Here is a 21920-nt window from a genome sequence, read left to right as displayed (position 1 = left end):
AACAACCACCCGGCTCGGCCGCGGGCACCGCGCGGGGCCGGGCACAGCGCAGACACCGAGGACTGACGCACAGCATGACCGCACCGCTGCACGAGGCACGCCCGCCGGGTGTCGGCCGTGCCCTGCCCGACACCCAGCAGGGCATGCGCAGGCGCAATCTCGCCCGGGTGATGCACGCCGTCCGCGCGGACGGACCGCTGTCGCGGGCGGCGGTCGCCTCACGCATCGGACTGACCCGGGCCGCGGTGTCGACGCTCGTCGACGAGTTGATCCGCTCGGGCCTGCTGGAGGAACTGGGCCCCGAGCGTCCGGGCCGGGTGGGCCGCCCGGGGTCGGCGCTCGCGCTCAGCGGGCGCGGCCCGGCGGGGATCGGCGCGGAGATCGGCGTCGACCATCTCGCCGTGTGCGCGGTGGACCTGCGAGGCGCCGTCCGCGCGCGGGCGGTGCGGACCGGAACCAACCGGGGCCGCGATCCCAGACCGGTGACCGGGGAGCTGACGGCCTTGGTCCGGCGGGTCGTCGCAGACGCGGAGCGGCAGGGCCTGTGGCCGGCGGGGCTGGCGGTCGCCGTACCCGGACTCGTCGCCCGGGACGGTCGTACCGTCGTCCGGGCCCCCAACCTCGACTGGCACGACACGGATCTCGGCGCCCTGCTGCCCGGCGGTGTCCCGCTGACCGTGGACAACGAGGCGAACTTCGGCGCGCTGGCCGAGCTGTGGCTCGGGGCGGCCACCCCGCGCGACTTCCTGCACGTCTCGGCCGAGATCGGCATCGGGGCGGCGGTCGTCGTGGACGGTCAGGTGCTGCGGGGCACGCGCGGCTTCGCCGGGGAGCTGGGCCATGTGCCCGTACGGCCGGACGGGCTCCCGTGCCCGTGCGGGGGGCGCGGCTGCCTGGAGCAGTACGCGGGCGAGGAGGCGGTGATCCGCGCGGCCGGTCTGCCGCCGCACGGGAACCTCGCCGGCCTCCTCACGGAGCGCGCGGACGACGGCGACGAGGCCGTGCGGCGCGCGCTGCGGGAGGCGGGTCAGGCGCTCGGCGTCGCGCTGACCGGGGCGGTCAATCTGCTCGACCCGCAGACGGTTGTGCTCGGGGGCGCCCTGGCCGGGCTCTCGCCCTGGTTGCTGCCCGCCCTGGAGTCCGAGCTGCGGGACCGCACAGCGGGGCCGGCGTGCCCGGTGGCCGTGTCCGCGCTGGGGTCCGAGGGTCCCTTGCTGGGCGCCGCCCACTCGGTCGTCCGGGCCGTGCTGGACGACCCCGCCTCGGTGGCCGCCCGCTGACGCCTGCCCCGGCCGGGGCCTGGGCGTTTCCTCTCACCCGTCCCTCTTCCAGGGCCCGATCGCGAGCTTCCCCGTCGTCCCGAGGTCCAGTTCCGGGGTCACGGTCACCGGCCGCGCCCCCTGCTTCGCCCAGACCCTGACGTAGGGGGCGTTCACCGGGGTGCCGGCGAGAACCGTGTTGCGCCAGACCAGTCCCGCATGCGCGCGCTCCCCCGGCACCAGGGTCAGTGGACGGGCCGGGCCGTCGGCACCCGTGCCCTGCGCGACGGCGGAGCCGCCGTGGAGGATCCGAATGCCGGGCACCGCCCGGTGGTCCAGTCCGAGCGGGCTGATCCTGGGGTAGTTGGCCAGGTGGTACGGAGTGCTGCCGCAGTTCTCCAGGTGCAGCGTGACGACACGCAGGCCCATCGCCGCGTCGCCGTCGTCGGCGTACAGCCGTGTCCCGGACGCGGGACAAGGGCCGCCCGGCGCCGGTGCCTCGGCGGTCGGGACGCTGCGCACCTTGACGATGTCCACTCTGGACCAGTCGGAGGCGGTCGCGTCGCCGCGGCCGAGCGTTCCGCTGACGGTTCGGCCGGGCTTCACACCGGCGAGGACACGGGTCGCCGTCGCCCTCAGGCCTCCGGACGCGGAGCGGAACCCGAACGTGACGGTGTAGGTGAGGGTCACGTCCTCGTGGTTGGTGACCTGGAACCCGGCGCAGCCGCGGGCACCGTCGCCCGGGTCGGTAATCCGCACCCCGTTCGTCTCCTGCGCGGAGGGACGGGAGGAGTCGGGCGGTGCCGGCGACAGCTGGGACGCGGACGGTGCTTTCGCCTGGTGGGTCCCGCATGCCCCGCCGACGGAGTCGGGCGGGTGACCGGCGCCGACAGCTGTTTCCCGGCCGCAGGCGGACAGCATGCCGAGCGCGGCGAGGGACAGAGCGGCGGCAGCCACGGGCCGGAGGCGGAGGGGGCTCATCCGCCGAGTCGATCAGGCGGGAAGCCCAGGGTCTGTGGTGGAAGCCACGCTTCCGGTCACAGCCCCGTCACAAGGGCCTCGCGCCGTGCCCCAGCGGGACCGAGCGCCCCGCACCGAACCGCGCACGAAGGCCACGCACCGAGCCGCGCACGAGAGCCACGCACGAGAGCCTCGGCGGCCGCACCGGATGGGCTTCACCCGATCGGGTGGCCGAGTTTTCCACAATCGGCTCGTTGTCCACGGATCCGCGGCGCGCCCTTCTGCCCAACCCGCCCGAGCCGTACCGTGATTCACGCGAGGCACAGCCGTCCGACGGCCCCGGTGGGCCGGCGGAGCTTCGATAACGGGGAATAAAGGCAAGCATATTGACGGTCCGTCGGATCTGATGGGGGAACAGATGAGGGGTGAGACGACAGAGGCACTGCGGCCCGATGCCATCGGGCTGCGCGAGGTCCTGTTCCAGAGCGTCACGGCCATGGCGCCGGCCGCCGCGGTGGCCGCGTCCATCCCGTCCGGGGCGGCCTTCGCCGGCGGCAGCCTCCCCCTGTCCGTGCTGATCGCCCTGGTGGCCTGTCTGTTCACGGCTTCGTGCGTGGCCGAGCTGGCCCGAGAGCTGCCCGCCGCGGGCTCGGTCGCCACCTATGCGGCGCGCGGGCTGCACCCGGCCGTGGGCTTCCTCGTCGGCTGGGGCTACGTCTTCGTGGAGATGCTCGTTCCGCCACTGCTGCTCCTGCAACTCGGCTTCACCACGGCGGGCACGCTGCACGAGGAGTGGACCGCCTACCCGGCGGGCCTCTGGTGGCCCTGGTCGCTCGCCGGTGCCGCCGTGATCGCCGCCGCCGGATACCTGGGCGTCCGTGCCTCGGCGAGGTTCGGCACCGTGCTGGGTGTCTTCGAGATCCTGGTCCTCCTCGTGTTCGCCGGCTGGCTCGTCATCAAGGCCGGCGGGGGCAACACGCTGTCGGTGTTCGGCACCTCGCACACCGCGGACGGCTACTCGGGGATCGGCGGGGTCTTCGCGGGGTCCGTGTACACCGTGCTGGCGTTCGCCGGGTTCGAGGCGGCGGCTCCGCTCGCCGAGGAGACCCGCGATCCCCGGCGGACGATGCATCGCGCGGTCCTCGGAGCGGCCCTCGGCATCGGCCTGTTCTACGTGGTCACGACCTACGCGATGACGGTGTACTTCGGTCCGGAGAAGTTCGCCGGCTTCGGCGCGTCGGGCGGCGCGTCCTGGGAAGGCGTCGCCCGGGCCTCGTTCGGCTTCTTCTGGGTGCTGGTCTTCCTCGCGGTGGTCAACTCCACGATCGCCAACGCCAACGCCTGCGCCAACGTCTCGACCCGGACGGCCTTCGCGCTGGCCCGCATCCGCGTCTTCCCGGCGCTGCTCGCCACGCTCCACCCGCGGCACCGCTCCCCCGTCGCCGGCATCGTGGTGCAGACCGTGGTGGCGGTCGGCGCCGTCCTCGGGCTCGGCTTCGGCTACGACCCCGTCACCGCGTTCCTGCTGCTGGCCACGGTGATCGTCACCGTCGTCATCGGCGTCTACATCGTCGTGAATCTCGCCTGCGCGGGCCACTTCCTACGCGGGGGCCGTGCCTCGCTGAAGCCGGTACGGCACCTGCTGTTCCCGGTGCTGGGCATCGCGGCGTTCATCCCCGCCCTGCTGACCGCGGCCGGGCTCCCGGTGTTCGACTTCGTCACCGAGCTGACAGCTCCGGTGTCGTACGCCGGCCCCGTCGTCGGCGTCTGGATGGCGCTGGGAGTCGTCGTCCTGCTGGCACTGATACGCCGTCACCCCGACCGGGTCGCCGAGACGGCCCGGGTCCACCTCGACGAACCGGCGGCCCACCCCGACCAGAAGGGAACCGTTCCACGATGACCGACCCCCGGATCCTGACCGTGCGCCCGGAACCGGACGCGTACGCGTGGACCTTCGGCGGCGCGCCCCCGGTGGCGCGGATCGCGCCCGGCACGGTCCTCGACCTGTACACGGAGGACTGCTTCGCCGGCCGGGTGCGCTCGGAGAAGGACCTCGTGTCGCAGGTCTGCGAGTTCCCGTTCCTCAACCCGCAGACCGGCCCCTTCCACATCGAGGGCGCCGAGCCGGGCGACACCATCGCGGTGCACTTCGTGTCCGTCGAACCGGCCCGGGACTGGGCCGCGTCCACCACCGTCCCCCTCTTCGGCGCGCTGACGTCGACGCACACCACGGCGTCGCTGCAGCCGCCCCTGGAGGAGCGGGTCTGGATCTGGCAGCTGGACCGCACCCGGCGCACCGCCCTGTTCCGGGCTCGGGACAGCGACATCGAGGCGGAGCTGCCGCTGGAGCCCATGCACGGCACGGTGGGCGTGGCCCCCGCCAACCTGGAGGTGCGTTCGGCGCTGGTACCGGACGCGCACGGCGGCAACATGGACACGCCCGAGATGCGCGCCGGCGTCACCTGCTACCTGGGGGTGAACGTCGACGGGGCCCTGCTCAGCCTCGGTGACGGGCATGCCCGCCAGGGGGAGGGAGAGACGTGCGGGGTGGCGGTGGAGTGCGCGATGAACACCATGGTCATCGTCGACCTCCTCAAGGACGTCGCCACGCCGTGGCCCCGGCTGGAATCGGACACGCACATCATCTCGACGGGTTCGGCGCGCCCGCTGGAGGACGCGTTCCGGATATCGCAGCTCGACCTGGTGCAGTGGCTGGTGCGCGACTACGGCTTCAGTGAGCCGGACGCGTATCAGTTCGCAACCCAGACCGTCGAATCACCGTTGGCCAACGTGTGCGACACCAACTACACGTGCGTGGCCAAGCTCCGCAAGGAGTGGCTGCCCGCCCGGGAGACCTACCGCGGCATGCACGCACGACTGCGGGAGACGGCCCGGACGCTCCTTCCCTGACGCAGTCCCCCCCGCCGCAGGTGAGGCCTCTCAGGTGACGCCCTCCCCCCACCCCTGCTCCCCGAAAGGCACTTCACGATGGACATGGACCGGGCAAGACCGCAGCTGAGCAGACGCCGGATCCTGAAGGGCGCGGCCCTCGCCGCCGTCCCGTACGCACTGCTCCCCGCCTCCCGTGCCGGTGCGCAGACGCAGACCGTCGACTATCCGCCGGCCGAATGGCAGCCGGCGACCGCGTCGAACTACACGGCGTCGAACCGGCCGTCCTCCTACTCGATCGACCGTGTGGTCATCCACGTCACGCAGGAGACCTATACCGACGCCCTCGCCATCTTCCGGAACCCGCAGAAGGCGGTGTCCGCCCACTATCTGGTCCGCTCGGCCGACGGACACGTCGCCCAGTGCGTGCGCGAGGCGAACATCGCCTGGCACGCGGGCAACTGGGACTACAACACCCGCAGCATCGGCATCGAGCACGAGGGCTGGATCGACCAGCCCGCCTACTTCACCGACGCCCTGTACGAGCAGTCGGCGAAGCTGACGGCGGCGGTCTGCGCCAAGTACGGCATTCCGAAGGACAGGGAGCACATCATCGGCCACATCCAGGTGCCCGGCACCGACCACACCGACCCGGGACCCTACTGGGACTGGGTCCGCTACATCAGACTGGTCAATTTCGCCTAGGCCGGCGTCGGACCGGTTGTCCGCGCGGACACCGGGCGTGACGATGGTGCCTGCCGTACACCGTCCGGGGAGGCCGAGTTGTCCGATCCATGGGTGGCCCTGGAACCGGGGGCCGACCCGGCCGAGCGGCTGCGGGTGCTGCGCCACGCGCACGAGACGTTCACCACGGTGGGCACGGTGCCGCGCCCGGTGCGGTCCGTGGTGGCGGAGTCGTGGCGGCGCAGCGCGCGGGCCGGTGTCGGGCCGGACGGCGCCGCGAGCGTGGAGCTGTCCGACGGCGACCTCGGCTCCTATCGCGCGGAGCATCCGCTGTCCCGGGTGATGCCGTTGTTCCGGGAGCTGTTGGGCACGTTCGCGGCCGACGGGGAGCATCTCCTCGCGGTGTGCGACGCGCACGGCAGGCTGCTGTGGGTCGAAGGGCATCCGGCGACCCGGCGGCGGGCGGACGGGATGAACTTCGTGCCGGGCGCCCGCTGGGCGGAGGCGGCGGTGGGCACCAACGCGCCGGGCACGGCGGTGGCCGTGGACCGGCCGGTGCAGGTGTTCGCCGCGGAGCACTTCATCCGGCGGGTGCAGCCGTGGACCTGCGCGGCCGCGCCGGTGCACGATCCGCGCACCGGCCGGGTCCTCGGCGCCGTCGACATCACCGGCGGGGACGGGCTGGCGCACCCGCACAGTCTGGGCTTCGTGCGGGCGGTGGCGCGGGCGGCCGAGTCGCAGCTCGCCCTGCTCGCCCCTCCGCCCGGCGCCGCCGGCACCCCGGTGCTGAGCGCCCTGGGCCGCGACGAGGCCGCGCTGCGCCTGGAGGGCGGACACCGGATCAGGCTCGGCCGCCGGCACAGCGAGCTGCTGGTCCTGCTCGCCCGCCATCCCGAGGGCCTGACCGGCGACGAGCTGCTGTGCGCGCTGTACGCGGACGAGTCGGTGACACCGGTGACGCTGCGCGCCGAACTCGCCCGGCTGAGACGGCTGCTGGGACCGGGCCTGTTCGCCTCGCGGCCGTACCGGCTGACGGCCGCGGTGGAGTGCGACGCCACGGTCGTGGAGCGGCGGCTGGAGACCGGAGCGCTCACCGCGGCGGTGGAGGAGTATGCCGGTCCGCTGCTGCCCGGCTCGCAGGCCCCGGCGGTCGTACGGCTGCGGCGCCGCCTCGCCGACGGTCTGCGGGCGGCGCTGATCGCGCACCGCGACCCCGACCTGCTCGCGGACTGGGCGCACGCGCCGTGGGGCGAGGACGACGTGGAGGTGTGGCGGGCGCTGGCGGCCGTCCGGCCCACCGCACCGGCGCGGGCCCGCCTGGCAGCCCTGGAGAGGGAGCTGGCGGCACCGTCGCTCACCGCGGCGGCCGGCCGGGCTCGCGGACATCAGCCCGGTGCAACGTCCTCGCAACGTCCGCGCGCCTAGCCTCCCGCGAGAGCTGTCCGACGGCGGGCAGCGCTTCACCGGGGAGGCAGACCAGCATGACCCGTTACGCGGCGCCCGGCAGCGAGGGCGCGATCGTCTCCTACCAGGCGCGCTACGACCACTTCATCGGTGGCGAGTACGTGCCGCCGGCGCGGGGGCAGTACTTCGAGAACCCGTCACCGGTCAACGGGCAGCCGTTCACCGAGATCGCGCGTGGCACCGCCGAGGACGTGGAGCGGGCGCTGGACGCGGCGCACGCGGCGGCTCCCGGGTGGGGCCGCACGTCGGTGACGGAGCGCTCCGACATCCTGCTGAAGATCGCCGACCGCATGGCGGCCCACCTCGAACCGCTCGCGGTGGCGGAGAGCTGGGAGAACGGCAAGCCTGTGCGGGAGACGCTGGCGGCCGACATCCCGCTCGCCATCGACCACTTCCGCTACTTCGCGGGCGCCATCCGGGCCCAGGAGGGGTCGCTGGGCGAGGTCGACGACGACACGGTGGCGTACCACTTCCACGAACCGCTCGGGGTCGTCGCGCAGATCATCCCGTGGAACTTCCCGATCCTGATGGCGGCCTGGAAAGTCGCGCCGGCACTCGCGGCCGGCAACGCGGTCGTCCTGAAGCCGGCCGAGCAGACCCCGGCGTCCATCCACTACTGGATGAGCCTGATCGCCGACCTGCTGCCGCCTGGTGTGCTGAACATCGTCAACGGCTTCGGGGTGGAGGCAGGCAAACCGCTCGCGTCGAGTCCGCGGGTGGCGAAGGTGGCGTTCACCGGGGAGACCACGACCGGGCGGCTGATCATGCAGTACGCCTCGGAGAACATCAAACCGGTCACCCTGGAACTCGGTGGCAAGTCGCCGAACATCTTCTTCGACGACGTCTGGGCGCACGACGACGACTTCCGCGACAAGGCGCTGGAAGGCTTCACCATGTTCGCGCTCAACCAGGGCGAGGTGTGCACGTGCCCGTCCCGGGCTCTGGTCCAGCGCGGCCACTACACGGAATTCCTCGACGCGGCCGTGGCCCGCACCCGGCGGATCAAGCCCGGTCACCCCCTCGACACCGACACGATGATCGGCGCCCAGGCCTCCAACGACCAGCTCGAGAAGATCCTCTCCTACCTGGACATCGGCCGGCAGGAGGGCGCGAAGGTCCTCACGGGCGGCGAACGCGTCGAGTACGACGGCGAGCTGAAGGGCGGTTACTACGTCCAGCCGACCATCTTCGAGGGCGACAACCGGATGCGGGTCTTCCAGGAGGAGATCTTCGGCCCGGTCGTCTCGGTGGCCTCCTTCGACGACTTCGACGACGCCGTCAAGATCGCCAACGACACCCTGTACGGGCTCGGGGCGGGCGTGTGGACCCGGGACATCAACACCGCCTACCGCGCGGGCCGGGCGATCCAGGCGGGCCGCGTCTGGACGAACTGCTACCACGCGTACCCGGCCCACGCGGCGTTCGGCGGCTACAAGCAGTCCGGGATCGGCCGCGAAACGCACAAGATGATGCTGGAGCACTACCAGCAGACGAAGAACCTCCTGGTGTCGTACTCCCCCAAAAAGCTGGGCTTCTTCTAGGAGCGGCGGAGGCGCGGCAGCCGCAGGAGGGTGTCTGAGCGGGGTCGAGCGGTCCGGTGGGAGCTCTTTCGGGGTCTGTATTGTCGTGCGGGTCTCACCGGCCCCCGGGCCGGTCTCGCGCGCGCAGAACGGTCTAGTCGATGATCCTGGCGTACCTGCCCAGCCCGTCTCAGGGGGTGTGGCACCTCGGGCCGGTGCCGGTTCGCGCGTACGCGCTGTGCATCCTGGCCGGCATCTTCGCCGCCGTGTGGCTCACCGGTCGGCGGTGGGAGGCTCGGGGCGGCCGGAAGGACGACGTGGCCGACGTCGCGGTCTGGGCGGTGCCGTTCGGGATCCTCGGTGGGCGGCTGTACCACGTGATCACCGACCCGGAGCTGTACTTCACGGCCGGGAAGCAGCCGTTGCGCGCGCTGTACATCTGGGACGGCGGTCTGGGCATCCCGGGTGCCGTCGCGCTCGGGGCGGTGGGCGCCTGGCTGGGCTGCCGCCGGCGCGGCATCCGGCTGGCCGACTTCGCCGACGCGGTCGCTCCCGGCCTGGTGCTGGCGCAGGCGATCGGCCGGTGGGGCAACTACTTCAACCAGGAGCTGTACGGCCGTCCCACGCATCTGCCGTGGGCGCTGTACATCGACCCGGCGCACCGCCCGGCCGACTCCCCCACCGTCGCGCTGTACCACCCCACCTTCCTGTACGAGTGCCTGTGGGACCTCGGTGTCGTGGCGCTGCTGCTCTGGCTCGACGCCCGCCACCACCAGCGGCTGCGGCGCGGACGGCTGTTCGCGTGTTACGTCCTCGCGTACACCACCGGGCGGGCCTGGATCGAGGCCCTGCGGATCGACCACGCCAATCATTTCCTGGGCCTGCGGCTGAACGACTACGTGTCCCTGGCGCTGTTCACGGGCGCCCTCGTGTATCTGGTCGCCACCCGCCGTCCGCGCCCGGCGGGCGACGTGCCCCTGCCGGACGCGGATGACGATGCCGGTGACGCGGCGGCGGCCGTCAGGCCGTGTCGCGCTGCCGGCGGCGGAGAGTGAGGAACGTTCCTGTGGCGCCCGCTGCCACGAGGGCGCCCGCGGCGATGCCCACCGGTACCGCGGGGAACGGTGAGGCGTCCGAGACCGCCGCGGCGGTCTGCATCGCCGGGCCCGGGGTGATGCGGGCGTCGACCGGTGCCACGGCGCGGATCGGGCCGACCGACCTGACCGAGCCGTCCTGGTTGAGGAGCACCTGCTTGCCGTTGGGGTGACGGAAGTCGAACATGCCGGCCAGTGAGCCCGCCGTGGCGTCGAAGGAGTGGTCGCCGATCCGCGCGGTGTGCCAGTTGTTCTCGATGAACCGGATGATCGAGGCCTGGTCGGTCAGGGTGTGCGACACCTTGTTGACCCTGCTGTACGGCGAGATCACGAGCAGCGGCTGTCGGGTGCCGGGGCCGCAGCGGTCCTGGTATCCGCCCGCGGCGGCGGGACCGGCCTGGCAGGCGGGGCTGTCGGTGGCCTTGCCGTTGGAGCCGGGGGTGGTGTCCGTCGAGCCGTTGCGCGGGGCGACGTAGGCGTGGTCGTACCAGCCGTCGGAGTCGTCGTAGGCGATGACGACGGCGGTGGACTTCCACTGCGGGGAGGACTGGACGGCGTTGATCTGGTCGACGAGGAAGTGCTGTTCGTCGATCGGGTCGGAGTAGCCGGCGTGGCCGTCCTGGTACGACGGCGCCTTGACGAAGCTGACGGCCGGCAGCTTGCCCGCCTTCAGCGCGGCGTGGAGGTCGGTGAGGTCGTAGTTGTGGTTGGCCTGTCCGGCGTGACCGATCTCGTCGACGCTGTTCGGCGGCAGGTGGTGCGGGTTGGCCGTCGACCTGTAGTACTGGAACGGGTCGTGGTGCGGGCTGTAGTCGACGACCGGGGCGCCGCCGACGTTGGTGTGCATGGTGTCGCACTTCGCGTAGTGGCTCTGCTTGCCGTCCCAGGGGGCCGAGGGGCGGAAGCCGCCCTGGAACCAGCCCCAGCTCACGCCCTTGGCGTTGAGCACGTCGCCGATGTTCCTGCCCCGCATGGCCGCGAGCGCGTCACCGCTCGTGTGGTTCTTGCCGGCGCAGTCGTCGTAGGCCGGGTCCGGGTCGTTGATCATCGTGCCGACGCCGTGGGCGTCCGGGGACTTGACGGCGTACGGGTCGGGCGTGGAGGTCTGCTCGGGGTTCTCGGTGCCGGACGCCGGGTCCGTGGAGATCACGCCGTGGGTCTGGCCCGAGACCACGTTGATGGCGCCGGGGGTGGAGGGGCCGTAGTTGGAGCTGTAGGAACGGTCGCTGAGGGCGTAGTGCTGGGCGTAGTTCCACAGCGCGGTGACGGTGTTGCCGTCGTAGTAGTCCATGGCCAGTCCGGGTTCGCCGAACAGGCCGCCGCTGCACTTGTCGACCTCGGTGTTCTGTACGAACCGGTCGGCCTTGCCGCCGTTGTAGGCGTACTGCTCGGGCCCGTAGGAGTGGTTCTGGTCGCAGGTCATGGCCTGTGCCGGGCCGAGCCGCTTGGGCGGGTACTGGTTGGGGTTCTTGGTCAGCAGTCCGGCGTTGGCCAGGGTGTCGATGTGCTTCGGTGTCCTCTTCGACGCCGTGAACGGCGTTCCGTCGGTGTTGGCCGCCTTGGGGTAGGTGGCGAAGTAGTGGTCGAAGGCGATGTTCTCGTCGAACAGGACGACCACGTGCTTGATCGGGGTGGCCGTCCGGGCGGGGCCGTGGTGCCCGTGGTGGCCCGTGGGCGCGGCGGCCCAGGTGGGCGCGGCCCCGCCGAGAACGGTGAGCGCGGCGGCGCCGGTGAGCGCCCCCAGGCTCCGTAGCACTGCTCGTCTTCCCCTGCTGGCCATGCTGATTCACCCTCCGGACATGAACGTCACCGCATGAACGTCATTGCATGAACGTCACTGCGTCGTACGGTCTGGGATCTTCAACCGGTGATACGGCGTACCGGCTGAGCCATGATGGCCCGCGAGTGAACACCGGGTCAGGGAAGCCAGGCCAATTCTTGACCGTCCATTGACTCATTCGGCCGAAATTGATCGCTGGGAGTCTGCTACGTGATCAGTGTTCGCCCGTACCAGTCCGCATGGTCGCGTACCCCGGGCAGGGTGAAAAAAAAGCCGCCGCCGAACGGCGTGATGTAGTCGGTCAGCGGCTCGCCGGCCAGGCGCTTCTGCACGGTCTCGAACTGCCGGGCCAGATCCTGCTGGTAGCAGCAGAACAGCAGGCCCATGTCGAGGTTGCCGTTGCTGTCCATGCCCCGGTCGTAGTTGTAGGCCCGCCGCAGGAGGCGCTGGTCCGCCGTCCCCGGGGTGCGCGGGTTGGCCAGCCGGATGTGGCTGTCGAGCGGGATCACGTCGCCCTTGGGGTCGTCGGCGTAGTGCGGGGTGTCGTGCTCGGCGTCACCGTCCAGGGGCGCGCCGGACTCCCGGGACCGGCCGAACATCCGCTCCTGCTCGCCGAGGGAGACACGGTCCCAGAACTCGACGAGCATCCGGATCAGCCGTACGGCCTGGTAGCTGCCGCCGACCGCCCAGTCGGGCTCGCCCGTGCCCTTGCCGACCCACACCAGCCGGTCCATCGCGCGGCCGTCTCCGGCGTCCGGGTTGGCGGTGCCGTCCTTGAACCCCATGAGGTTGCGCGGGGTGCCGGACGGGCGGGGCGGGCTGCTGAAGCCGTCGAGGCGCCAGCGGACCTGGAGAGCGCCCCGGGTGTGCCGCGCGATGTCACGCAGGGCGTGCAGCACGGTGTCCGGGTCGTCGGCGTGCAACTGTACGGCGAGGTCGCCGTGGCACCAGTCGGGGTTCAGGTCGTCGTCCGGGAAGGACGGCATGGTGGTCAGCCGGCGCGGGCGCCGGGCCGTCAGGCCGAAGCGGTCGTCGAAGAGGGCGGCGCCGACGCCGACGGTCACCGCCAGCGCGCCGGACGGGAGACTGCCGCCCAGGATCCCGGAGTCCGGCGGCGGGGCCGTGATGCCCTCCGGGGAGGGGGTGCCGCCCGCGGTCAGGAAGCGGGCCCGCTCGGTCAGCGTGCGCAGGAGGTCGGTCAGCTCGGCGCGGTTCACGGCGGTCACGTCGAAGGAGACGAAGGCGGTGGCCCGGCGGGGGGCGGCGATGGCCGACCGCTGGTGCGCTCCGTGGAAGGGCGCCACTGGACCGAGACCCGGACCGGCGACGGCGACGGGTGCGCCCGGCGCGGCCGCGCCGCCCGTGGCCAGCCCCGCACCCGCGAGCGCCGCTCCCCGCAGGAAGCCGCGCCGGCCCACGCCACCGGAGTGCCTTCCCGGGCTCGCGCCCGCCGGGAGCGCGCCGTCCCGCGCGGCCGCCCCTCCCGGGCTCGCGCCCGCCGAGGGCATACCCGCCGCGTTCCCGCCCCGCCCGTTCATACCGTCCTCCGCGGGTCGCACAGGGTGGCTACTGAGGCCAGACGTTCCACCAGGTCGCCGAGGTCCGCGTTCACCGTCTCGCGGTCGCCGCGGCGCAGGCGGTTGAGCGGGGTCCACTCGCCGTCGTGGTGGAAGGCGTCCAGGGTGTGCTGCGCGCGGTCCAGCCGGCGGTCCAGCACGGGCAGACCGGCGTACCGGGTGGTGAGCAGGGGGCGCAGCCGGGACAGGACCTCGCGGGTGCCGTCGAGGTTGGCGCGGGCGGTGGCGAGGTTGCTGCCGCTGCCGAAGTCGGTGCGGCCGGTCAGCTCGGACTGAACGGTGTTCTCCAGGATCTCGTGGGCCCGCAGCCCGAGCTGGGCCGGGTCCATGCGGGTCTGCGCCCAGTCGTCGCGCAGCGCGGTGACCGCGGTGAGCAGGGCGGCCGCCGGCGCTCGCAGCGCGTGCGCGGACCGGCCGTGCCACAGGCCGTACTCGACGCGGTGGAAGCCGGTGAAGTCCTTGTCGTGGACGACGTCGGGCAGTCCGGCGTCCGTGCCGTTGATCCGTGCGTCCGCGGCACCGAAGGCGTCGTAGGCGGCCCCGAGCCGCTCGTACTCCAGGTGGGCCGGCAGCCATGCCGTGCGGGCCGCCGCCAGGTCCCCGCGGTCGATCGCGGCCCGCAGGCTCCCGGTCAGCCGGAGCACCTCGTCGAGACCGTGGCCGACCCACTTCTGGTAGCCGATCGCCGGCGGGATCAGATCGTGCTCGGTGACCGGGGCCGCGCGCGGACCGGCCGTGCCGGCGGTGACGCGGACCGTGGGCCCGGTGACGGCGTCGGCGTCGTCGGGCACGCACTTGAACGCGTACGAACCCTTTCCGATGCGCACGGTCAACTCCCGAGTCGTACCGGGGCCGACGCCCTCCACCTCGCCGTACACGGTCTCACTCCGCGGGTCCTCCAGGTACACCTCGGCGGCCGCGCCGGAGGTGTTGTGCAGGTCGAAGACCTGGACGCCGGGCACGGGGCGGGTCCAGCCGCGACCGCACCGGCTCGGCGACACCTCGACCGTGGTGTGCGGCGGGCCGTCGTCGGCACGCGCGCCGTGCGACGCGCCGCCGGACAGTGCGAGCACCGTGCCCAGCAGGGCCAGGGTGAGGAGCAGCGCGCCCCCCGTCCACAGACGTGCCGCCGGCGGTGGCCTGCGGACGGACACGGGCATGTTCGAGCCTCCCGGACGACGCGGATCACGTGCTGCGACCGCTCATGCTACGCAGCCGCGATCGGCGAACACCCGCCCGAACCGGACGGATGCCAAGAGTTCCCCGTGGGTTCACCGGACGGACGACGCCCCGGCCGGTTCCGAGAACAGCACCGGCACCGGCCCGGGACGTCGTGCCGGTTCAGCCGTCGGACTCCGACGACGGGAGGTAGGCGCCCGGTACGTCCTTCGGTGCGAAGATCCTGCGCTCGCCGGGGTACGGCTGGGTCCAGTTGTGCGTCTCGTACCACGTGAAGTGGTTCATCTGCGCGGGGTTGGCGTAGTCGGGCACGGCGTGCGGGCCGGTGAGCCGCTGGTGTGACTTCCACGTCTGCCAGGTGGCCGCGAGCGCCCGCTCGTCCGCCGGTGCCTTCGCGGCGGGCACCGCGGCCGCGGCGGGGTTCGGCGGGGCGGGGGTGTCCACGCCACAGGCGGGCGGGGTCTTCAGGCCGGCGGTCAGCGGGACCCGGTTGGGCAGCGCCGTGAACGGCTTCCGGTCCGGGTGGCGGGTGAAGGCCGCGCGCATGGGGGTGGCCGCGCTGTCCTTCTGGTTCATCGGGTGGATCCCGAGGATCTGCTCGATGGTCCGGATCATCGTGATCTGCGAGTAGTAGTGGCTGTCGACACTGCCGTGCCGGGCCCAGGGGCTGATGATCTGGATCGGGGCGCGGTGGCCGTCGACGTGATCGAGGCCGGCCTGGGAGTCGTCCTCGACGACGAAGATCGCGGAGTCCTTCCAGTACCTGCTGTGGGAGATCTCGTCGACGATCCTGCCGGTGGCGAGGTCGTTGTCGGCGACCTGGGCGGGGGCGCTCGCGGGGCCGCCGGTGTGGTCGCTGGAGAGCCAGAACATGTTCAGGTTCGCCGGCCCGTTCTTCTCGAAGTCCCGCTTCCAGATCTGCTCCCGGTAGACGTCCGGGACGCTCGTGTCGAACTTCGGGAACCCGTGCACCGACACGGAGTTGAGCGACGGGATGGGCGAGGACGAGTTCAGCGGGTAGTCGGTGTCCTCTCCGGTGGCCGCCATGGTCTTCGCGTCGCAGTACAGGTTCTGCCAGCTCGCGCCCGACGGCTTGGTCAGGAACTGCTGGAACTCGCCGAAGTCGCGCACCGACTGGCCGGCGGCCTGCGCCCCGGTCCACAGGAAACCGGTCCGCTGGTGGCCGAGGGCGTCGTCCTCGGTGTCGTAACTGCGCGCGTACTCACCGGCGGAGGACTCGGTGTACTCCGGGTCGTCGGCCTGCATCAGCCAGTTGTGGCCCTCGGCGGAGTTGGTGCCGATGTCGTAGGTGTTGTCGTACAGGCCGAACTGCCGGGTCAGCGCGTGCTGGTTGGGGGTCACGTTCTCGCCGAACTCGGCCAGCGAGGGGTCGCCGTCGCCCTTCGGTATGTCACCGAAGAGCTGGTCGTAGGTGCGGTTCTCCTTGACGATCAGGAAGACGTGTCTGATCGTCGAGGGGTCGCCGAGCCGGGCGGGCACCGGCACCGGTTTCGCGTGGTGTCCGCCCTTGCTCGTGGTGACGGCACCGCGGCTCCAGCCGTTCTGCCGGAAGACCTTGGCCGTCTGAGAACGGATGACGCTGTCGTCGGGCAGCGTGAACCGCTGCACGCTCGACGTCGTGTCGTGGGTGCCGTGCCCGGCCTCGTCGCCTGCCCGGCGGGCGTCCATGCCGCGGGTGTTGGAGACGACGACCTGGTCGCCGACGGTGGCGATCTCGGCGGGGAAGTAGTCCGTGGGGAGCAGGCCGACGTAGCTGACCGGTTCCTGGGCCGTGGTGTACCGGTAGACGGCGACCGCGTCGGCGCGCCCGAGCGTGACGAGCAGGTGGCCGTCGTCCTTGAGCGTCACCGCGTCCGGCTCGTAGCCGACGGAGGCTTCCGGCCAGGGCTGGGTGGCTATGGTCTGTACGACCTTGTCGCGGGCGGTGTCGATGACCGACACGTCGTTGCCGGCCGTGTCGGTGACGAACACAGCGCCCTTGCCCGCGTACAGCGCGGTCGGGTGCAGGCCGACGTCGATGCTGGTGACGGGGACGTGCGGGTTCGTCAGGTCGATCACGCCGACCGTGCCGGTGGTGGTGGCGCCCGTCCTCGGGTCGGCCGGCACCTGGGTGCCGTAGGAGTTGAGCGTCGTGTCACCGGGCTTCGCCGGGCGCCCGCCCTCGTTGCTGACGTAGAGCTTGCCACCGGCCTTGACCAGGTCGCGGGGGGCGTTGCCCACGGCCCAGCTCCGCTCGATCGCGCCGGTCGCCGCGTCGAGGGCGACGACCCGGTTCTGGCCGTTGACGGCGGAGTAGACGGTGGATCCGTCGGACGAGAACACCGCCTGGCCGACGAGCGCGTGCCGGGCGCCCTGTGCCGGGACGGGCACGGACACCGGGTCGGCGAGGCTGCCGTCGGGGCGAACGGTGAACCGCGTGTAGCCGTCGGTCTGGCCGAGCCACAGCTGCGTGCCGTCGGGCGAGTAGACGGGGCCTTCCTGGCCCACGGAGTTGCTCGCGATGCGTAGGTCCGCCGACGCGGAGGCGCCGACGAGCTGCTGGGTCTTCCATGTCTTCAGGTTCACGATCGTCAGCGCGGCCCCGCCGTCGGTGACCGAGGCCGCGAGGTGGGTGCCGTCCGGGCTGACCTCGGACGACATGATCTTGCCCTGGTCGATGACCAGGCGTTCCCCGTACGGGGCGATGTACTGGTCGCTGGAGACGACCCGGCCCCTCGCCGTGACCTGGCCGACCTGGTCCGTGCCGAACTGGTGGGTCTGGGCGAAGGCCGTACCGGCGGCCGTCAGGGCGAGCGCTGTCGCCCCTGCCGTCAGGAGGGGTGTAGGGCGGCGGCCGACGCGTCTTCCGGAAAGGCCGGACCGCGCCTGTTCGGCCCGCCTGCGGCGGCGTGTCACCTGCATGGACTCATCCCTTCGGGGTGGTGGAGAGCAGATCGACGCTGCCGTCGAACTGCCAGAGCGGGTTGGGCGCGTCCCCGGCCCGGGTGTGCACCGGGAAGTAGCCGTTGACGTCCTTCGGTCCGTCGCCGTCGGCGACGAACCGGCCGTCCGCGGTGATGTCCAGCTGGTAGACGGCCTGTCCGGTGGCGTCGACGCCGGGCAGGTGCCAGGAGACGACGCACCGCCAGTCGTTGCCCGGTCCCTGGGCGGCGAGCCGGCCGGCTCCCTTGGTGCACGCGGCGGTGGCCCGCAGCCGCGCCTCGGTGACGTCGGGGCGGTGAAACTGGCGGGCCTGCAGCCGGTAGAGGTGGGCGAAGGCCGTGGCGAGTGACCGCTGCACCTTGTCCTGCCGGATGCCGGAACCGGCGGACGGGATCGCGGCGGCGACGACCACGACGGTGAGGACGACCAGGGCGGCCGGTGCCAGGAGCGCGGCGGCACGTGCGCGGCGCCCGGCACCGTCCTGGACCGGGTGGGTGAAGTCGCGTCGCAGGAACAGCAGATGGGCCAGCGAAGTCGCGAGGACGGCCCAGGTCAGGCTGACGGCGCTGGAGATCAGCAGGGGGCCGGTCCGCACCGGGTCGGTGAACAGGCCGTTCCAGGCGATGAAGGCGTAGCTGGGCAGGGCGAGTCGCACGGCGACGGGCAGCGGCAGCAACTGGGCGAGCTGCAGCACGAGCGCGACGACAGCGGGCAGCAGCAGGCCCATCGGAGAGCGCCCCAGCGCGACCGACCCGAGGAGGCCGACGCCGGCCAGGGCCAGGGTGGGGGCGAGCACGCAGAGCCAGGCGAGGAGGACCTTTCCGGCCGCGTCCGACGGGGCCAGCAGGCGGCCGTCGAGGCCGACCAAGGGCCGGTCGCCGACCGCCACGAGCCCGCCGGCCGTGCTGGAACAGGCCAGTCCGGCCACCAGCAGAAGGATGACGGTGAGGCCGGCCAGGGCCTTCGCCACGAAGATCCGCCGGGGCGAGCGCACGGCCACGAGCAGATGGCGCCAGGTGCCCAGCCGGTCCTCGGCCGCGAACACGTCCCCACCGACCACCGAGGTCAGCAGCGGAAGCGCCCAGGTTCCGGCGAAGCCGAGCGTCACGAGCGGTCCGGCCCAGCCGGTGGCGGGCATCCAGCGTCCGAAGAGGGTGTCGGTGGGGAGCGTGCTCTGCCGGCTCACGGCGGCGACGAAGAGGGCCGGCGCGATCCAGCAGACGAGGAGCAGCAGGCGGACCCGCCACTGCGAGAGGAGTTTGACCAGCTCGAAGCGGTATCCGCGGGGCACCGACACGGGCCGGGCGGCGGGGGCGCGGCTCTCGACAGTGGCGGCGGTCACCGGCGGACCCCCTGCCGCTCGCCGGCGTGCGGCGGTGCGCTGCAGTCGGCGGCGGGGCGGTCTCGGGCCGTGGGTGCGGGCGTCGGATCCGTCGTCCGCCCCTCGGTCAGGGCGAGGAAGGCTGCTTCGAGCGGGGACACGACGGGGGTCAGCTCACGCACCGCGACGCCCGTGCGCACGAGCGCGGTCACCAGGGCGTCGAGGGCGGGCACGTGCGCGCGGACGAAGAGTGTCCCGGCGCACTGCCGCGCGCCGGTGTCGTCGACGACGTGGACGCCGGACGTGTCCTCGGCCGTCCGGCGGGCGGCCTCCCGGTCGGAGGTGACCAAGCGGTAGTCCAGGGTGCGGTTCTCGGCGGCCAGCCCGGCGAGCGGACCGGAGAAGACGACCCGGCCGGTGGCGAGGACGGTGACCTCGGAGCACAGCGCTTCGAGGTCGTCCATGCGGTGGCTGGAGAGCACGACGGCGGTTCCGTCCGCGGCGAGCCGGGTGAGGACGCCGTGCACGTGCCGCGCGCCGGCCGGGTCGAGGCCGTTGGCTGGTTCGTCGAGCACGAGCAGCCGGGGCCGGGTGAGCAGGGCGGCGGCGAGTCCGAGCCGTTGGCGCATGCCGAGCGAGAAGCCGCGGGTGCGGTCGTCGGCCACGTCGGTGAGCCCGACTTCGTCGAGCACGTCGTCGATGCCGGCGGTGCGTGGGTCACCGCCGCGCAGGGCGGCCAGCGCCGCGAGGTTCTGCCGGGCGGTGAGCGACGGGTAGAGACCGGGACCGTCCACGAACCCGGCGACGCCGTCGGGAGCGGCGGGTGCCCGGCCGATCGGCGTGCCGAGGATCTCCAGGCTGCCGTCGTCGGCCGTGGCCAGGCCCAGCAGGAGGCCGAGCAGGGTCGTCTTGCCCGCGCCGTTCGGCCCGGCCAGGCCGTGGATCCGGCCCGGTCTCACATCGAGGTCGATGCCGTCGAGCGCGACGACGTCGCCGAAGCACTTGGTGATCGCGCGCGCCCGGACCGCGAGGAGTGTGTCCATGAGTCCCTTCCTCCGCAACGCTCACGGAACCTAGGGACGGCACACGACCCGGCCGGGGACACGTGGCTGAACGGGTGAGGAACGGATCGTCAACATCGGCGAGTGCTGCGGACAGACCGGCACCAAGCGGGAGTTGGAGGATCTACGGGTGCGTCTCGCCCCGGGAGTACCTGTGCTAGTCCCCTTCCTTGGCGGGCACTTGGCCGGGCATGGCCGGATGCAGGGCCAGGACGAACACGCCGACGACGATGCCGCTCAGTCCCGCCGCCTCCCAGGCGAGCGCGGCGACGTCGGTGCGCAACTGGTCGCCGAGGAATCCGATGCCACAGGCGATGCCCGCGAGCGGTTCGGCCGCGGTGAGCGCCGGCAGCGACATGCGCAGCGGCCCCGCCTCGAAGGCGCTCTGCACCAGCATCAGACCGGTGACGGCGAGCGCGATCAGGGTGTACGGCTCCCAGCGGACGAGCAGGGCCAGGAGCCCCTGGCTGCCGAAGACGTCGATGGACACCCGGGTCAGGGCGTCCTGCAGGCCGTAGAGCAGGCCGGCGGCGGTGGCCAGCAGCGGTGGCTCCTCGAACAGGGGCAGGTGACGGGCGGTGGCGATCAGTACGAGGGCCAGGCCGATGACCACGCCGATGACCAGCCATCGCCGGAGGGCCCCGATGTCCTCCGCGGTTCCGGCGCTGGGCCGGCCGGCCAGGGTGAACGCGGCCACTCCCCCGCCGAGCAGCAGTACGCCGACCCAGCCCGACGAACCGAGGCGCTGGCCGCTCAGCCGGCTGGCCAGGGCGAAGGCGAACAGGAGGTTGGTGACCAGCAGCGGCTCGACCTGCGACAGCTCGCCCTTGCCGAGCGCGACCGCGCTCAGCAGCTGCCCGACGACCATGCAGGCGATGCCGCCGAGCCACATCCGGCTGTGCGCGAGGTCCCACAGCAGGCGGAAGTGCAGGACGTCGCCGACGGGCGCCCGTTCGGCGGCGTGCTGCTGGAGCACGAAGCCGATGCCGAGGGCGCACGCGGCGGCCAGGCCGAAGACATAGATCATGCGCGCTACCCGTCGTGTCCCGTGCTGCTGCCGGCCCCCCGCGCCACCCCGTCCCGCCCGCCCCGTCTGCCCCACCCGCCCCGCGCCGTCACGGGCCGTCCTCCGGAGGTTCGCCGCGCAGCGGGTTGGGGGGCGGGTCGAAGTGCACGCTGATCTTCTGGAAACCCTTGAACGCCTCGGTGGTGACGTACGACCGGTAGGCGCGGCGGTCACCGGCGCTGAGGTGCACCCGGTCGGTGAACGGCGTCATCAGGCTGCGCGGCCAGAGCCGCATGATCCGTACGGAGTCCACCTCGGCCGCCGTGAGGAAGATCAGCGCCGCCACGTACAGCCAGGCCAGCAGGCCCAGGACGATGCCGAACAGGCCGTAGGTGGCGGTGGCCCCGCGCAGGACGTGGCTGACGTAGTAGGAGCCGACCCACTGGAGCGCCTGCCAGGCGCAGGCGGCGCCCACGGCCGCGCCGGTCAGCCGGCGCAGCGGGAGTCTGCGGTGGGTCAGCAGCCGGTAACTCACCAGCAGCAGAACGGTGTTGAGGCAGATCGAGCCCGCCGTGGCGGCGATCCAGGTCCAGCTGCCGTTCTGCAGCCGTACCCCGAAGAGGTACTTCTGGGAGGCGGCCACCGACAGCAGGGTCAGGGCGCACAGCCCGCACGCCAGGAGCAGCAGGAACACGATGCCCTTCAGGCGTGAGCGCAGGGGGTCCGGCCGGGCGTGCCGCGGGACCGCCCAGACCTTGTTGAGGGCGTACTGCGCGGCCTGGGCGACGCCGAGGGAGCCGTAGAGGCTGCCCGCGATACCGACGGCGAGGGCGACGCCGCTGCTGTGGAAGGAGTGGATGTTCTCCCCGAGCTGGTCGCCGATGACCGGGAACTCGCCCAGCGCCGAGTCCAGCACCCGGTGCTGCAGGTCGGGATTGCCGCTCAGGAGCGTGTTCAGGACGGCGACGAGGATGAGCAGCAGCGGGAAGAGCGAGAGGAAGCCGTAGTAGGTGAGCAGGGAGGCGAGGTACAGCGCCTGGTCGTCGTAGAACTTGTAGACCACGGCGAGCGGCAGGCCGATCCAGCGGTGGCGGCGTTGGTAGCCGTCCACCCGCTCCAGGAAGTCCATGCGTCACGCCCCGTGCCGTCTCACCGCAGTCCGGTCGGCTGCGCCGGTGGTGCG

The 21920-nt window shown here is 72.4% G+C and carries 16 protein-coding genes; 7 read left to right on the top strand and 9 right to left on the bottom strand.

What is annotated here, in order from left to right; genetic code table 11:
* The first annotated feature begins 74 nt into the window (after positions 1 to 74).
* A complete protein-coding gene (locus ABZ854_RS03280) occupies positions 75 to 1280 on the top strand; it encodes an ROK family transcriptional regulator (protein ID WP_361203401.1) in 1206 nt (401 codons plus the stop codon).
* 33 nt (positions 1281 to 1313) lie between these two features.
* Here the strand turns inward: ABZ854_RS03280 and ABZ854_RS03275 are convergent, their stop codons facing one another.
* Complete coding sequence (locus tag ABZ854_RS03275) at positions 1314 to 2240, bottom strand: DUF4232 domain-containing protein (protein WP_361203398.1); 927 nt, start codon at positions 2238 to 2240, stop codon at positions 1314 to 1316.
* 397 nt (positions 2241 to 2637) lie between these two features.
* Here ABZ854_RS03275 and ABZ854_RS03270 point away from each other — a divergent pair, with 397 nt between their 5' ends.
* From ABZ854_RS03270 to lgt, 6 genes are all read left to right on the top strand, one after another.
* Positions 2638 to 4119 carry an APC family permease gene (locus ABZ854_RS03270; RefSeq protein WP_361203395.1) on the top strand — a complete coding sequence of 494 codons (1482 nt, stop codon included), beginning with the start codon at positions 2638 to 2640 and terminating at the stop codon, positions 4117 to 4119.
* On the top strand, positions 4116 to 5129 hold the full coding sequence (locus ABZ854_RS03265) for an acetamidase/formamidase family protein (protein WP_361203392.1): 1014 nt from the start codon (positions 4116 to 4118) through the stop codon (positions 5127 to 5129). Before ABZ854_RS03270 ends, ABZ854_RS03265 begins: the two co-directional genes overlap by 4 nt.
* 84 nt (positions 5130 to 5213) lie before the next feature.
* Positions 5214 to 5813 (top strand): N-acetylmuramoyl-L-alanine amidase, encoded by a 600-nt coding sequence (locus tag ABZ854_RS03260; protein WP_361203389.1) that lies wholly within the window; start codon positions 5214 to 5216, stop codon positions 5811 to 5813.
* 78 nt (positions 5814 to 5891) lie between these two features.
* Entirely contained in the window at positions 5892 to 7217 is a 1326-nt protein-coding gene (locus tag ABZ854_RS03255; protein ID WP_361203386.1) for a GAF domain-containing protein, read from the top strand.
* 56 nt (positions 7218 to 7273) lie between these two features.
* Positions 7274 to 8797: an aldehyde dehydrogenase family protein gene (locus tag ABZ854_RS03250; protein ID WP_361203383.1), complete on the top strand. Its 1524-nt coding sequence runs from the start codon at positions 7274 to 7276 to the stop codon at positions 8795 to 8797.
* Between the two features lie 140 nt (positions 8798 to 8937).
* Positions 8938 to 9831, top strand: coding sequence for a prolipoprotein diacylglyceryl transferase (gene lgt, locus ABZ854_RS03245; RefSeq protein ID WP_361203380.1), 894 nt, complete (start codon positions 8938 to 8940; stop codon positions 9829 to 9831).
* On the opposite strand, the gene ABZ854_RS03240 is transcribed toward lgt, so the two are convergent.
* The 8 genes from ABZ854_RS03240 to ABZ854_RS03205 form a co-directional block, all read right to left on the bottom strand.
* Complete coding sequence (locus tag ABZ854_RS03240; protein WP_361203377.1) at positions 9797 to 11650, bottom strand: alkaline phosphatase family protein; 1854 nt, start codon at positions 11648 to 11650, stop codon at positions 9797 to 9799. The two genes, lgt and ABZ854_RS03240, sit on opposite strands and share 35 nt — an antisense overlap.
* 206 nt (positions 11651 to 11856) lie before the next feature.
* Positions 11857 to 13188: an iron uptake transporter deferrochelatase/peroxidase subunit gene (gene efeB / locus ABZ854_RS03235; protein WP_361203374.1), complete on the bottom strand. Its 1332-nt coding sequence runs from the start codon at positions 13186 to 13188 to the stop codon at positions 11857 to 11859.
* Positions 13185 to 14387 (bottom strand): EfeM/EfeO family lipoprotein, encoded by a 1203-nt coding sequence (locus tag ABZ854_RS03230; RefSeq protein WP_361203371.1) that lies wholly within the window; start codon positions 14385 to 14387, stop codon positions 13185 to 13187. Before ABZ854_RS03230 ends, efeB begins: the two co-directional genes overlap by 4 nt.
* A gap of 181 nt (positions 14388 to 14568) precedes the next feature.
* A complete protein-coding gene (locus ABZ854_RS03225) occupies positions 14569 to 17328 on the bottom strand; it encodes an alkaline phosphatase family protein (RefSeq protein ID WP_361203368.1) in 2760 nt (919 codons plus the stop codon).
* 4 nt (positions 17329 to 17332) lie between these two features.
* Complete coding sequence (locus ABZ854_RS03220) at positions 17333 to 18691, bottom strand: ABC transporter permease (protein WP_361203365.1); 1359 nt, start codon at positions 18689 to 18691, stop codon at positions 17333 to 17335.
* Complete coding sequence (locus ABZ854_RS03215; RefSeq protein ID WP_361203362.1) at positions 18688 to 19713, bottom strand: ABC transporter ATP-binding protein; 1026 nt, start codon at positions 19711 to 19713, stop codon at positions 18688 to 18690. The genes ABZ854_RS03220 and ABZ854_RS03215 overlap by 4 nt, the downstream gene beginning before the upstream one ends.
* Positions 19714 to 19888: 175 nt before the next feature.
* Entirely contained in the window at positions 19889 to 20758 is an 870-nt protein-coding gene (locus ABZ854_RS03210; RefSeq protein WP_361203359.1) for a DMT family transporter, read from the bottom strand.
* A gap of 88 nt (positions 20759 to 20846) precedes the next feature.
* Positions 20847 to 21866: a YihY/virulence factor BrkB family protein gene (locus ABZ854_RS03205; protein ID WP_361203356.1), complete on the bottom strand. Its 1020-nt coding sequence runs from the start codon at positions 21864 to 21866 to the stop codon at positions 20847 to 20849.
* Positions 21867 to 21920: the final 54 nt, after the last annotated feature.

The organism is Streptomyces sp. NPDC047028 (assembly GCF_040644095.1).
Lineage (GTDB): Bacteria > Actinomycetota > Actinomycetes > Streptomycetales > Streptomycetaceae > Streptomyces.
Note: the sequence above shows the minus strand (reverse complement) of the source record. Positions and strands in the feature narration are given on the sequence as shown.